Annotated in this window: 10 protein-coding genes; 8 read left to right on the forward strand and 2 right to left on the reverse strand. The window is 60.8% G+C overall.

The annotated features are described in order from the left end of the window. The first annotated feature begins 42 nt into the window (after positions 1-42). From map to dapC, 3 genes are all read left to right on the forward strand, one after another. Positions 43-825: a type I methionyl aminopeptidase gene (gene map, locus JQF37_RS22980; protein ID WP_047526297.1), complete on the forward strand. Its 783-nt coding sequence runs from the start codon at positions 43-45 to the stop codon at positions 823-825. Positions 826-870: 45 nt separating this feature from the next. Further along, on the forward strand, positions 871-3,573 hold the full coding sequence (locus tag JQF37_RS22985) for a [protein-PII] uridylyltransferase (protein ID WP_130209672.1): 2,703 nt from the start codon (positions 871-873) through the stop codon (positions 3,571-3,573). 182 nt (positions 3,574-3,755) lie between these two features. Beyond that, positions 3,756-4,955, forward strand: a complete 1,200-nt coding sequence (gene dapC, locus JQF37_RS22990; protein WP_130209670.1) for a succinyldiaminopimelate transaminase — start codon at positions 3,756-3,758, stop codon at positions 4,953-4,955. 39 nt (positions 4,956-4,994) lie between these two features. Here dapC and JQF37_RS22995 read toward each other — a convergent pair whose 3' ends face one another. Further along, complete coding sequence (locus JQF37_RS22995; protein ID WP_130209668.1) at positions 4,995-6,626, reverse strand: Na+/H+ antiporter; 1,632 nt, start codon at positions 6,624-6,626, stop codon at positions 4,995-4,997. A gap of 304 nt (positions 6,627-6,930) precedes the next feature. On the opposite strand from JQF37_RS22995, the gene JQF37_RS23000 reads away from it, so the two are divergent. The 4 genes from JQF37_RS23000 to JQF37_RS23015 all read left to right on the forward strand — a co-directional run bounded on the left by JQF37_RS23000 (position 6,931) and on the right by JQF37_RS23015 (position 10,129). Beyond that, positions 6,931-7,293, forward strand: a complete 363-nt coding sequence (locus JQF37_RS23000) for an ArsC family reductase (RefSeq protein WP_008057297.1) — start codon at positions 6,931-6,933, stop codon at positions 7,291-7,293. Between the two features lie 32 nt (positions 7,294-7,325). After that, entirely contained in the window at positions 7,326-8,360 is a 1,035-nt protein-coding gene (gene dapD / locus JQF37_RS23005) for a 2,3,4,5-tetrahydropyridine-2,6-dicarboxylate N-succinyltransferase (RefSeq protein WP_130209666.1), read from the forward strand. A gap of 162 nt (positions 8,361-8,522) precedes the next feature. After that, entirely contained in the window at positions 8,523-9,728 is a 1,206-nt protein-coding gene (locus JQF37_RS23010; protein ID WP_130209664.1) for a cysteine desulfurase, read from the forward strand. Then, positions 9,725-10,129, forward strand: coding sequence for a SufE family protein (locus JQF37_RS23015; protein ID WP_130209662.1), 405 nt, complete (start codon positions 9,725-9,727; stop codon positions 10,127-10,129). Before JQF37_RS23010 ends, JQF37_RS23015 begins: the two co-directional genes overlap by 4 nt. Positions 10,130-10,229: 100 nt before the next feature. Here JQF37_RS23015 and tcdA read toward each other — a convergent pair whose 3' ends face one another. Next, positions 10,230-11,042 (reverse strand): tRNA cyclic N6-threonylcarbamoyladenosine(37) synthase TcdA, encoded by an 813-nt coding sequence (gene tcdA / locus JQF37_RS23020; protein WP_189340452.1) that lies wholly within the window; start codon positions 11,040-11,042, stop codon positions 10,230-10,232. Positions 11,043-11,266: 224 nt separating this feature from the next. Here tcdA and JQF37_RS23025 point away from each other — a divergent pair, with 224 nt between their 5' ends. Further along, complete coding sequence (locus JQF37_RS23025; protein WP_130209658.1) at positions 11,267-13,858, forward strand: glycosyltransferase; 2,592 nt, start codon at positions 11,267-11,269, stop codon at positions 13,856-13,858. Positions 13,859-13,904 lie beyond the last annotated feature (46 nt).

The raw sequence follows: 13,904 nt of genomic DNA on the forward strand, positions 1-13,904 counted from the left end.
CTTTTCGTTGAGAAAGCGCCATCGAGCGCAGAGAGAGCCTGTATGACCGTCACCCTCAAAACCCCCGAGGACATCGCAAAAATGCGCGTCGCCGGCAAACTGGCCGCCGATGTGCTGGAAATGATTGCCGAATACGTCAAGCCGGGTGTGACCACCGATCAACTGAACCAGATCTGCCACGACTATATTGTCAACGAGCAGAAAGCCATCCCTGCCCCGCTCAACTACAAGGGCTACCCGAAGTCGATTTGCACATCGATCAACCACGTGGTCTGCCACGGCATCCCGAACGACAAGCCGCTGAAGGATGGCGACACCCTTAACATCGACGTCACCGTCATCAAGGACGGCTACCACGGCGATACCAGCCGCATGTTCCACGTCGGCACCGTGCCAGTCTGGGCCGAGCGCCTGTCCCAAGTGACCCAGGAATGCATGTACAAGGCGATTGAAATCGTCAAACCCGGTTGCCGCCTCGGCGACATCGGTGAAATCATCCAGAAACACGCTGAAAAGAACGGTTTCTCGGTGGTTCGCGAATTCTGTGGTCACGGCATAGGTAAAGTTTTCCACGAAGAGCCACAGATCCTGCACTACGGCCGCGCGGGCACCGGCATGGAACTTCAGGCCGGCATGACCTTCACCATCGAGCCGATGATCAACCAGGGCAAGGCCGACACCAAGGTCCTGGGCGACGGCTGGACCGCGATCACCAAGGATCGCAAGCTGTCGGCACAGTGGGAACACACGCTGCTGGTAACCGAAACCGGTTACGAGATCTTCACCTTGCGCAGCGATGACACCATCCCGCGCGTTTCGGCCTGATCCGCCCCGCTCCATTCCCAGCCTTACAGAAAGGAAAGCCAATCGATGCCGCAGGTGGATCCAGAACTCTTCGATCGCGGCCAGTTCCAGGCTGAACTGGCCCTGAAGGCAAGCCCGATCGCGGCTTTCAAGAAGGCGATCCGCCAGGCCCGCGAGGTGCTCGACGGGCGCTTTCGCAGCGGCCGGGACATTCGCCGGTTAATCGAGGATCGTGCCTGGTTCGTCGATAACATCCTGCAAAAGGCCTGGGAACAGTTCGACTGGAGTGAAGACGCCGACATCGCGCTGGTTGCGGTCGGCGGCTATGGTCGGGGTGAATTGCACCCCTACTCCGACATCGATCTGCTGATCCTGCTGGACAGCGCCGATCATGAAATTTTCCGTGACTCCATCGAGCGTTTTCTGACGCTGCTGTGGGACATCGGCCTGGAAGTCGGTCAGAGCGTTCGCTCGGTCGACGAATGCGCCCAGGAGGCCCGCGCCGACCTGACGGTCATCACCAACCTGATGGAAAGCCGCACCATCGCCGGCCCCGAGCGCTTGCGCCAACGCATGCTGGACGTCACCAGCACTGCGCACATGTGGCCGAGCAAGGATTTCTTCCTGGCCAAGCGGGCCGAGCAGAAGGCCCGTCACCACAAGTACAACGACACCGAGTACAACCTGGAACCCAACGTCAAAGGCTCGCCTGGCGGCCTGCGGGATATTCAGACGATTCTGTGGGTGGCTCGTCGCGAGTACGGCACCCTGAACCTGCGCGCACTGGCCGGCGAAGGCTTCCTGGTAGAGAGCGAAAACGCCCTGCTGGCGTCTTCCCAGGAATTCCTGTGGAAAGTGCGTTACGCCCTGCACATGCTCGCCGGCCGCTCGGAAGACCGCCTGCTGTTCGATCACCAGCGCACCATTGCCAAGCTGCTGGGGTTCGAAGGCGACGATGCCAAGCAAGCCATCGAAAACTTCATGCAGCAGTATTACCGGGTGGTGATGAGCATTGCCCAGCTCAGCGACCTGATCATCCAGCACTTCGAGGAGGTCATCCTCGCACCGGACGATCAAGCGCCGCCGCAGCCGATCAACTCGCGATTCCAGCTCCACGATGGCTACATCGAGGCGCGCAACGACAACGTGTTCCGTCGCACCCCGTTTGCCATGCTGGAGATCTTCGTGCTGATGGCCCAGCAGCCGGAAATCAAGGGCGTGCGTGCCGACACCATTCGCCTGCTGCGCGAGAACCGGCACCTGATCGACGACGATTTCCGCAACGATATTCGCAACACCAGCCTGTTCATCGAATTGTTCAAGTGCAAGATCGGCATCCATCGCAACCTGCGACGGATGAACCGTTACGGCATCCTCGGGCGTTATCTGCCGGAATTCGGTTTCATCGTCGGGCAGATGCAGCACGACCTGTTTCACATCTATACGGTCGACGCACACACGCTGAACCTGATCAAGCACCTGCGTAAGTTGCAATACACACAGGTGTCGGAAAAATTCCCGCTGGCCAGCAAGCTCATGGGCAAACTGCCCAAACCCGAGCTGATCTACCTGGCTGGGCTGTACCACGACATCGGCAAGGGCCGGCATGGCGATCACTCGGATATCGGCGCCGTGGATGCCGAAGCTTTTTGCCAGCGCCACCAACTCCCCGTGTGGGACAGTCGCCTGATCGTCTGGCTGGTGCAGAACCATCTGGTGATGTCGACCACCGCCCAGCGCAAGGATTTGTCCGACCCGCAGGTGATCCACGATTTCGCACAGATCGTCGGTGACGAAACCCGCCTCGACTACCTGTACGTGCTGACCGTCGCCGACATCAACGCCACCAACCCGACGCTGTGGAACTCCTGGCGCGCCAGCCTCCTGCGCCAGCTCTACACGGAAACCAAGCGCGCCCTTCGTCGCGGCCTGGAAAACCCGGTCGATCGCGAGGAGCAGATCCGCCAGACCCAGAGCGCCGCCCTGGACATTCTGGTGCGCGGCGGCACCGATCCGGACGACGTCGAGCAGTTGTGGGCGCAATTGGGCGATGACTATTTCCTGCGCCACACCGCTGGCGACGTGGCCTGGCACAGTGATGCGATCCTCCAGCAGCCAGCCGATGGCGGGCCACTGGTGCTGATCAAGGAGACCACTCAGCGCGAGTTCGAGGGTGGCACGCAAATCTTCATCTATGCACCCGACCAGCACGACTTCTTCGCCGTGACCGTGGCCGCGATGGATCAGCTCAACCTGAACATCCACGACGCCCGGGTCATCACCTCCAGCAGCCAGTTCACCCTCGACACCTACATTGTGCTCGACGCGGATGGCGACTCGATCGGCGATAATCCGGCACGGGTCAAGGAGATCCGCGAAGGCCTGACCGAAGCCCTGCGAAACCCGGCCGACTACCCGACCATCATCCAGCGCCGGGTACCGCGCCAGCTCAAGCATTTTGCCTTCGCGCCGCAGGTCACGATCCATAACGATGCACAACGCCCGGTCACCGTGCTTGAACTGACCGCGCCCGACCGCCCCGGCCTGCTGGCGCGAATCGGTACGATCTTCCTGGAGTTCGACCTGTCGCTACAAAACGCCAAGATTGCGACCCTGGGCGAACGGGTGGAAGACGTCTTCTTCATTACCGACGCCAACAACCAGCCGTTATCCGACCCGCAACTGTGCAGCCGGTTACAGGATGCAATCGTCGAGCAGTTGAGCGTCACTCAGGAACCCGATATCAAACTGTCGCGCATCAGTATCTGACATGACAAATTTTCCCCTGTGGGAACGAGCCCGTTCTTTGTAGGAGCGGGCTTGCCAGCGATGGACTCAAGATCACCGCGTTTAGCCGGCAAGCACGCGTTATCGTTAACGACCATCGCTGACAAGCCAGTTCCCACAGGAAACAAGGGTTGTCCACACCCCGCACCGAACGAGATCTACCGATGAACAACGCTCTGACCCAGCTCCAGCCCTACCCTTTCGAAAAGCTCCGCGCCCTGCTCGGCAGCGTCACGCCAAACCCGGAAAAACGCGCCATCGCGCTGTCCATTGGCGAGCCGAAACACCGCTCGCCAAGCTTTGTCGCCGAAGCCCTGGCAAGCAATCTGGATCAGATGGCCGTGTACCCGACCACCCTCGGCATCCCGGCCCTGCGCGAAGCCATTGCGGCATGGTGCGAGCGTCGCTTCAACGTCCCGAACGGCTGGATTGACCCGGCGCGCAACGTGCTGCCGGTCAATGGCACCCGTGAAGCGCTGTTCGCCTTCACCCAGACCGTGGTCAACCGTGGCGACGATGCGCTGGTGGTCAGCCCGAACCCGTTCTATCAGATCTACGAAGGCGCGGCGTTCCTGGCCGGTGCCAAGCCGCATTACCTGCCATGCCTGGATGAAAACGGCTTCAACCCGGACTTCGATGCCGTTTCACCGGACATCTGGAAACGCTGCCAGATCCTGTTCCTGTGCTCGCCAGGCAACCCGACCGGCGCGCTGATCCCGGTCGACACCCTGAAAAAGCTGATCGCCCTGGCCGATGAATACGACTTCGTGATCGCTGCCGACGAGTGCTACAGCGAACTGTACTTCGACGAACAAACCCCGCCGCCCGGTTTGTTGAGTGCCTGCGTGAAACTGGGCCGCAAGGACTTCAAGCGTTGCGTGGTATTCCACAGCCTGTCCAAGCGCTCGAACCTGCCAGGCCTGCGTTCGGGTTTTGTCGCCGGTGATGCGGACATTCTCAAGGGCTTTCTGCTGTATCGCACCTACCACGGCTGCGCGATGCCGGTGCAAACCCAACTAGCCAGCGTCGCCGCGTGGAACGACGAAGTGCACGTGCGCGCCAACCGTGCGCTGTACCGCGAGAAGTATGATGCGGTGCTGGAAATCCTCAGCCCGGTCATGGACGTGCAGCGCCCGGATGGCGGTTTTTACTTGTGGCCGAATGTGGCCGGTGACGACGCTGCCTTCTGCCGCGACCTGTTCGAACAGGAGCACGTGACCGTGGTACCAGGTTCCTACCTGTCGCGGGATGTCGATGGCGTCAACCCGGGCGCAGGCCGTGTGCGCATGGCACTGGTCGCACCGCTGGCCGAATGCGTCGAAGCCGCGGAACGTATCCGCGACTTCATCCAGCGTCGTAAATAGCACGCGTCCCCTGTAGCGGCGAGCTTGCTCCTACAAGGGTTATTTGACCTGTCCGAGTTTCGCTTCACTCAGGTCCAGCTCACTCAACACCTCACGCAAGACGTCATCACCAATCTGGTGATGACGGCTGAGGCTATACAACTCCAGACGCTGCGCCCGCAGCGCTTTCAAGCGCAGACGCCGCTCCAGCAAATCCATCTGAAACGCCAGCGCCTGGGCTTCAGCCGAATCGTTGTATACCTCCAGTTGATGCCGATATTCGGACATGATCCGCGCCTTGAGCTCTGCCGATAAGGCGGATTCAGCGGCGTCATGAGGGTTGACCTCTTCGGCTTCGAGCGCATGAATAGCCGCCTCGGCGGTTTTGCGCCAGGCATCGCGCACTTCATTTCGACGCTTGTCGTCAGGGCTTTTTTCGATCCCGCGCAGCAGCAACGGCAAGGCAATGCAGGCCGCGATCAGCGATAACAGAATCACCCCGGCCGCGATGAAGATCAGCAGGTCACGCTCAGGAAACTCGCTGCGACCCATGAGCATCGGCACCGACAGCACACCCGCCAATGTCACCGCGCCGCGAACGCCACCGACGGTCAGCAACCAACAGGAACGCGCGCTGGGCACCCGGGTGATCTGATCCGCGCCGCGCCAGCGTCGCAGCAAAATGGACAGGCGCCAGATGCTCTGCACCCAGACAAACCGCAACACCAGCAGCACCAGGAAAATCGCGAGGACATCCAGGCAACGGTAAAGCAACGTTGGCCACAGTGATGTTTCGTGGCTGGCCACGGCTTTGATGATGTCCGGTAATTGCAGTCCCAACAGCAGGAAGATCAAGCCGTTGAAGGCAAACTCCAGCAAGGACCAGACGCTGCGATTGAGCAAGCGGGTATTGGTCTGGCGCGGAAGCAGGTCAAGCCAGCTCTGCATCATCCCCGCCGCCACCGCCGACAGAATGCCCGACACCCCCACCCGCTCGGCCAGCACGTAGGCGGCAAACGGCAGCAGCAACATGAAAACCACATGCGTGGCCGGATCATCCCAACCGCGGGCGACCATCCATGAGCGCAAGCGCCCCACCAGCCAGCTCAACGCCACGCCCGTGGCCAGGCCTCCAATTGCCACCAGCACGAAAGTGACACTGGCATTGGCCAGCGAGAACACGCCTGTCACGGCGGCCACCAAGGCAAACTTGAAGGTCACCAGACCCGACGCATCGTTCATCAGCGCCTCGCCCTGCAGCATGTGCATCAATGGCGTCGGCAAGCGGTTCTGGGAGATCGCCGACACCGCCACGGCATCGGTCGGCGACAGCACCGCCGCCAGTGCAAACGCCACGGCCAACGGAATGCTCGGCAATAACCAATGAATGAAATACCCCGCACCGACCACCGTGAACAACACCAGGCCCACCGCCAGCGTCAAAATCGGCCCGCGCAAGCGCCAGAACTCACGCTTGGGCATGCGCCAGCCATCGGAAAACAACAGCGGTGGCAGGAACAGAAACAGAAACAGCTCAGGATCAAGGGCGACGTGCAGCCCGAGTGTCGGCCAGGCGAGCAAGGCACCTGCGCCAATCTGCACCAAGGGCAACGGCAGTGGAATCATCCGTCCGATCAGGCGTGAAACGCCGACCAACATCAGCATGATCAGGACGGTGTAGGCGGTTTGCATAACGCAGGGTTCCCGGACAAACGACAGCATTGAAGTGCCATATTAGCCGCTTAGACTATGCACTGACCTTTGCACCAATGTCGCACGCGGTCCTGTAGGAACGAGCTCGCTCGCGAGGGTCGCCAACAATGACGCCACCAAACTGACACCCCGTGGTGTTCTCGAGTTCATCGCGAGCGGGCTCGCTCCTACTGGGTTTCATGCAGGTGATAAAGACAAACCCGACCACAGCCGACGCGAAACCGTCCGGTCATGGCATAATCCCGAACCTTTTATTTCCGGCACCTGTAAAGGGGGCGATTCCTTGACCGTTTCAAGTAAAACGTTGCACCTTTTCGGCATCAAAGCCTGCGACACCATGAAAAAGGCGCGCACCTGGCTTGATGAACACGCTGTCAGCTATGACTTCCATGATTACAAGGCGGTCGGTATCGACCGTGAACACCTGACCCAATGGTGCAACGAGCACGGCTGGGAAGTGGTGTTGAACCGTGCAGGCACGACCTTTCGCAAGCTCGACGACGAACGCAAAGCCGATCTCGACCAGTCGAAAGCCATCGAGCTGATGCTCGCACAACCTTCGATGATCAAGCGCCCGGTGCTCGATCTCGGTGACCGAACCCTGATTGGCTTCAAGCCAGATATCTACGCGGCAGCACTCAAGTAGGCAGCCCGTTCCAATTTGCTAGAGGTATCAACATGTCCACTACCCCGTTCAGCCTGGCCTTTGGTGTCGGCACTCAAAACCGTCAAGGCGCATGGCTGGAAGTGTTTTACGCGCAGCCATTGCTTAATCCGTCCGCCGAACTGATCGCTGCCATCGCCCCGGTTCTGGGCTACACCGAAGGTAACCAGGCCATCGCCTTCACCACCGCACAGGCTTCGCAACTGGCTGAAGCGGTCAAAGCTGTCGACGCTGCCCAGGCCGCCCTGCTGACCCGTCTGGCCGAGAGCCACAAGCCGCTGGTTGCGACCATCCTGGCCGAAGACGCTCAACTGACTTCCACGCCTGAGGCTTACCTCAAGCTGCACCTGCTGTCCCATCGCCTGGTCAAGCCGCACGGCCTGAACCTGGCCGGTGTGTTCCCGCTGCTGCCAAACGTGGCGTGGACCAGCCAGGGTGCGATCGACCTGGCCGAACTGGCCGAGCATCAACTGGAAGCCCGCCTGCGCGGCGAATTGCTCGAAGTGTTCTCGGTGGACAAGTTCCCGAAAATGACCGACTACGTCGTACCGGCCGGCGTGCGTATCGCTGACGCGGCACGTCTGCGCCTGGGCGCTTACGTTGGCGAAGGCACCACCGTGATGCACGAAGGTTTCGTCAACTTCAACGCCGGCACCGAAGGCCCGGGCATGATCGAAGGCCGTGTATCGGCTGGCGTGTTCGTTGGCAAAGGCTCTGACCTGGGCGGCGGTTGCTCGACCATGGGCACCCTGTCGGGCGGCGGTAACATTGTGATCAAGGTTGGCGAAGGCTGCCTGATCGGCGCCAACGCCGGTATCGGTATCCCGTTGGGCGACCGCAACACCGTTGAATCGGGCCTGTACGTGACCGCTGGCACCAAAGTGGCGCTGCTGGACGAGAAAAACCAGCTGGTCAAAGTGGTCAAGGCACGTGAACTGGCCGGTCAGCCTGACCTGCTGTTCCGTCGCAATTCGGAAACCGGTGCCGTGGAGTGCAAAACCCACAAATCGGCGATCGAACTGAACGAAGCGCTGCACGCTCATAACTAAGCGTCACACAAGTTCACCTGTAGGAGCGAGCCTGCTCGCGAAAAACGCAAGGGCAACGCGGTTATCCAGATAATGCGCGTTACCGTTCACGTTCATCGCGAGCAGGCTCGCTCCCACAGGTGTCTGGCGTACGCCCGCCCAAGTTCAACAGGGCTCAAAAGCATGATGATTCCCTCTCCCTGGCGCGCCGACTTTCCGGCCATCGCCGCGCTGCAACGGCAAGACCAGACCTATCTGGACAGCGCCGCCACCACGCAAAAACCTCAAGCCCTGCTCGATGCCCTCACGCATTACTACGCCAATGGCGCGGCCAACGTGCATCGGGCGCAACACCTGCCGGGCGCCCACGCCACCCAGGCCTTCGAGGACAGCCGCAGCAAAGTCGCCCAGTGGCTCAATGCCGGGAACTGCGGGCAAATTATCTTCACCCACGGCGCGACGTCTGCGCTGAATCTCCTGGCCTATGGCCTGGAACACCTATTCAACCCGGGCGATGAAATTGTCATCAGCGCCCTGGAGCATCACGCCAACCTGCTGCCGTGGCAGCAACTGGCAAAGCGTCGCGCATTGAAACTGGTGATCCTGCCGCTGAACGCCGACGGTCTGATCGACCTCGAAGCCGCGGCGCAATTGATCGGCCCGCGCACTCGCCTGTTGGCGGTCAGCCAGTTGTCCAACGTGCTCGGCGCCTGGCAACCATTGCCCGCACTGTTGGCGATGGCCAAGGCGCACAACGCCCTGACCGTGATCGACGGTGCCCAAGGCGTGGTCCATGGTCGACACGACGTCCAGGCACTGGGTTGCGACTTCTATGTGTTTTCCAGCCACAAGCTCTATGGCCCTGATGGCCTGGGCGTGCTGTTCGGGCGCAATGAAGCCCTGCAACAGCTTGCGCCATGGCAGTTCGGCGGCGAGATGGTGCTGGACGCCAACTACCACGACGCACGCTTTCGCCCTGCACCGCTGGGGTTTGAAGCAGGCACACCGCCGATTGCCAGTGTGATCGGTCTGGGCGCGACTCTGGATTACCTCGCCGGGCTCGATCAGAACGCCGTATCCGCCCATGAAGCGGCGCTGCATGACTATCTGCTCAAAGGCCTTGAGGCACGCAACGGCATCCGCCTGCTGGGCACGCCGCAAGTGGCATTGGCCAGTTTTACCGTCGAGGGTGTGCATAACTCTGATCTGGCCCACTTGCTGACCGAGCAAGGGATCGCCGTTCGCGCCGGTCATCACTGCGCCATGCCGTTGCTGAAAAGCCTTCAACTGGCCGGAGCGATTCGGGTGTCGCTGGGGTTATACAATGACTCTGAAGACCTTGAGCGCTTCTTTGAAGCCCTGGATCAGGCACTGGAGTTGCTGCGATGAGTTTGCCCGTCGATGCCGTGACCGCCCTGCACGCCTTTCAGAATGCCCCCGGTTGGGAACAACGGGCACGCCTGTTGATGCAATGGGGCGAACGCCTGCCAGCGTTGAGCGATGAGGATAAAGTCGACGCCAACCGCGTGCACGGCTGTGAAAGCCAGGTATGGCTGGTGGGCGCGCTGCACGACGGTCATTGGCAGTTCAGTGCCAACAGCGATGCGCGATTGATTCGCGGATTGGTGGCGCTGCTGCTGGCACGGGTCAACGGCTTGTCGGCGGTTGAGTTGCAACAGGTGGATTTGCCGGACTGGTTCAATCAGCTGGGGCTCGGTCGCCAGTTGTCCCAGTCCCGTAGCAATGGTTTGAACGCTGTTTTACAGCGGATGCGTGACTTGGCAGGTTAATAGCCATCGCGAGCAGGCTCGCTCCCACCAGGGATTTGTATTCGACGCCTATCCAATGTGGGTGCGAGCCTGCTCGCGATGAAGCCATCAGCAACAACCATCAAACCTCAGGTTTGACCCGATCCGCTGGCCGCCGTACCCCCGCCACAATCTTGTCCACCGCCTTGGTCGCTGCGACCATGCCGAACGTCGCCGTCACCATCATCACCGCGCCGAACCCGCCGGCGCAGTCGAGCTTCACGCCGTCGCCGACAAAACTCTTCTGCAGGCAAATGCTGCCGTCCGGTTTCGGGTAGCGCAGTTGCTCGGTGGAAAACACGCAGGGCACGCTGTAATGGCGGGTCACGGTGCGCGAGAAGCCGTAGTCGCGGCGCAGGGTCGAGCGCACTTTCGAAGCCAATGGGTCATTGAAGGTGCGGTTCAGGTCGCAGACCTGGATCAGTGTCGGATCAATCTGCCCGCCCGCGCCGCCGGTGGTGATGATCTGGATCTTGCGGCGCTTGCACCAGGCGATCAGCGCCGCCTTTGCATTGACGCTGTCGATGCAGTCGATCACGCAGTCGATGTTCGGCGTGATGTACTCGGCCATGGTCTCGCGGGTCACGAAATCCGCCACCGCGTGCACGGTGCAGTCCGGGTTGATCCCGCGCAGGCGCTCGGCCATCACTTCGACCTTGGGCTTGCCAACGGTGCTGTCCAGCGCATGCAACTGGCGATTGGCGTTGCTGACGCAGACGTCGTCCAGGTCGAACAGCGAAATCTCGCCCACGCCGCTACGCGCCATGGCTTCCGCCGCCCAGGAACCTACGCCACCGACGCCGACGATCGCCACATGGGCCGCGCGCAGGCGCTCAAGGCCTTCGATGCCATACAAACGGGCAATACCAGCAAACCGCGGATCTTCTGTACTCATGACCATTACCCCAAAAACCGGCGCGCATTATAGAGGGTGTCCGGCCTTCTAATAAGATTTAACTTTCAAGCTACAAGTGTAAGAACTTATGTGAAAGCACATTGCCCAATGTCGGGCATTTCCCTGTCCGATGTACGTTCAGCGATCTGCCGGTGTAGGATGCGCGCCCCTTGGCGGTAGCCAACCGTTCCTTCGTTCCACAGCCTTTGGAACCCGAAATAGCTATGTCATCGCGTAAATTTGGACTCAATCTGGTGGTGGTGCTCGCCATCGCTGCCTTGTTTACCGGCTTCTGGGCGCTGATCAATCGCCCGGTCACCGCTCCCAACTGGCCTGAACAGATTTCCGGCTTCTCCTATTCGCCGTTCCAGCAGGGCCAATTCCCACAGAAGGACCAGTACCCCACTGACGACCAGATGCGGCGTGATCTGGAGATCATGAGCAAGCTGACGGACAACATCCGTATTTACTCGGTCGACGGCACGCTGGAGGACATCCCCAAGCTCGCGGAAGAATTCGGCCTGCGGGTGACCCTGGGGATCTGGATCAGCCCGGACCAGGAGCGCAACGAGCGAGAAATCGCCCGGGCCATCGAACTGGCCAACACCTCGCGCAGCGTCGTGCGTGTGGTCGTAGGCAACGAGGCGATTTTCCGTAAGGAAATTACCGCACAGGAACTCAGCGTAATGCTGGACCGCGTTCGTGCCGCCGTGAAGGTGCCGGTCACCACGTCCGAGCAGTGGCATGTCTGGGAAGAACACCCCGAACTGGCCAAGCACGTCGACCTGATCGCCGCCCACGTTCTTCCTTATTGGGAATTTATCCCGGTGGACAAGGCCCAGCAGTTCGTTCTGGACCGCGCCCGCGACCTGAAAAAGCTGTTCCCGAAAAAGCCGCTGCTGCTGTCTGAAGTGGGCTGGCCGAGCAACGGCCGCATGCGTGGGGGCGCCGATGCGTCGCCGGCAGACCAGGCGATCTACTTGCGCAACCTGGTCAACAAACTCAACCGCCAGGGCTTCAACTACTTCGTGATCGAGGCCTTTGACCAGCCTTGGAAGGCCAGCGACGAAGGTTCGGTGGGTGCGTATTGGGGCGTGTTCAACGCCGCGCGCCAGCAGAAATTCAACTTCGAAGGCCCGGTCGTCGCCATTCCGCAATGGCGCGTACTGGCCATCGGCTCGGTGGTGCTGGCACTGCTGTCGCTGACCCTGCTGATGATTGACGGCTCGGCCCTGCGCCAACGCGGCCGTACCTTCCTGACGTTCATCGCGTTCCTCTGCGGTTCGGTGCTGGTGTGGATCGGTTATGACTACAGCCAGCAATACAGCACCTGGTTCAGCCTGACGGTGGGCTTCCTGCTCGCCCTCGGTGCGCTCGGGGTGTTCATCGTGCTGCTCACCGAGGCCCATGAACTGGCCGAGGCGGTGTGGATTCACAAGCGCCGCCGGGAATTCCTGCCGGTGGTCGGTGATTCGAGCTACCGCCCCAAAGTGTCGATTCACGTGCCGTGCTACAACGAGCCGCCCGAGATGGTCAAACAGACCCTCGACGCCCTGGCCAACCTCGACTATCCGGACTTCGAAGTCCTGATCATCGACAACAACACCAAGGACCCGGCGGTCTGGGAACCGGTGCGCGACTACTGCGAAACCCTCGGTCCGCGCTTCAAGTTCTTCCACGTCGCGCCTTTGGCCGGCTTCAAGGGCGGCGCGCTGAACTACCTGATTCCGCATACCGCCAAGGACGCCGAAGTCATCGCGGTCATCGACTCGGACTACTGCGTGCACCCGAACTGGCTCAAGCACATGGTGCCGCACTTCGCCGATCCGAAAATCGCCGTGGTGCAATCGCCGCAGGACTATCGCGACCAGAACGAAAGCACCTTCAAGAAGCTCTGCTACGCGGAATACAAAGGCTTCTTCCACATCGGCATGGTCACCCGCAACGACCGTGACGCGATCATCCAGCACGGCACCATGACCATGACCCGTCGCTCGGTGCTCGAAGAACTGGGCTGGGCCGACTGGTGCATCTGTGAGGACGCCGAGCTGGGTCTGCGGGTGTTCGAAAAAGGTTTGTCGGCGGCGTACTACCACGACAGTTACGGCAAGGGCCTGATGCCCGACACCTTTATCGACTTCAAGAAACAGCGGTTCCGCTGGGCCTACGGTGCCATTCAGATCATCAAGCGCCACACCGCCAGCCTGCTGCGCGGCAAGGACACCGAACTGACCCGCGGCCAGCGTTATCACTTCCTCGCGGGCTGGTTGCCGTGGGTGGCGGACGGCATGAACATCTTCTTCACCGTCGGTGCACTGCTGTGGTCGGCGGCGATGATCATCGTGCCGCAACGGGTCGATCCGCCGCTGCTGATCTTCGCCATCCCGCCTCTGGCACTGTTCGTGTTCAAGGTCGGCAAGATCATCTTCCTCTACCGCCGTGCGGTGGGCGTGAACCTGAAAGACGCGTTCTGCGCGGCCCTGGCCGGGCTGGCGTTGTCGCACACCATCGCCAAAGCGGTGCTGTACGGCTTCTTCACCAGCAGCATTCCGTTCTTCCGTACGCCGAAGAATGCCGATAACCACGGCTTCTGGGTGGCGATCTCGGAAGCGCGCGAAGAGGTGTTCATCATGCTGCTGCTATGGGGCGCGGCGCTGGGGATCTTCCTGGTCAACGGCATGCCGAGCAACGACATGCGCTTCTGGGTGACCATGTTGCTGGTGCAATCGCTGCCTTACCTCGCGGCGCTGATCATGGCGTTCCTGTCGTCGCTGCCAAAACCCGTGGCCGAGACGGCAACGGCACCTGCGGTCTAAATCTTCGCGGATGCACTAAACGGCGGCCTATGGTCGCCGTTTTGCT

Source organism: Pseudomonas sp. MIL9 (genome assembly GCF_016887925.1).
GTDB classification, from domain to species: Bacteria; Pseudomonadota; Gammaproteobacteria; order Pseudomonadales; family Pseudomonadaceae; genus Aquipseudomonas; species Aquipseudomonas mohnii.

What these genes read in the sequence shown, in the direction of transcription:
- map (WP_047526297.1), top strand. Translation starts at nt 43, where the DNA reads ATGACCGTCACCCTCAAAACCCCCGAGGACATCGCAAAAATGCGCGTC.
- JQF37_RS22985 (WP_130209672.1), top strand. Translation starts at nt 871, where the DNA reads ATGCCGCAGGTGGATCCAGAACTCTTCGATCGCGGCCAGTTCCAGGCT.
- dapC (WP_130209670.1), top strand. Translation starts at nt 3,756, where the DNA reads ATGAACAACGCTCTGACCCAGCTCCAGCCCTACCCTTTCGAAAAGCTC.
- JQF37_RS22995 (WP_130209668.1), bottom strand. Translation starts at nt 6,626, where the DNA reads ATGCAAACCGCCTACACCGTCCTGATCATGCTGATGTTGGTCGGCGTT.
- dapD (WP_130209666.1), top strand. Translation starts at nt 7,326, where the DNA reads ATGTCCACTACCCCGTTCAGCCTGGCCTTTGGTGTCGGCACTCAAAAC.
- JQF37_RS23010 (WP_130209664.1), top strand. Translation starts at nt 8,523, where the DNA reads ATGATGATTCCCTCTCCCTGGCGCGCCGACTTTCCGGCCATCGCCGCG.
- JQF37_RS23015 (WP_130209662.1), top strand. Translation starts at nt 9,725, where the DNA reads ATGAGTTTGCCCGTCGATGCCGTGACCGCCCTGCACGCCTTTCAGAAT.
- tcdA (WP_189340452.1), bottom strand. Translation starts at nt 11,042, where the DNA reads ATGAGTACAGAAGATCCGCGGTTTGCTGGTATTGCCCGTTTGTATGGC.
- JQF37_RS23025 (WP_130209658.1), top strand. Translation starts at nt 11,267, where the DNA reads ATGTCATCGCGTAAATTTGGACTCAATCTGGTGGTGGTGCTCGCCATC.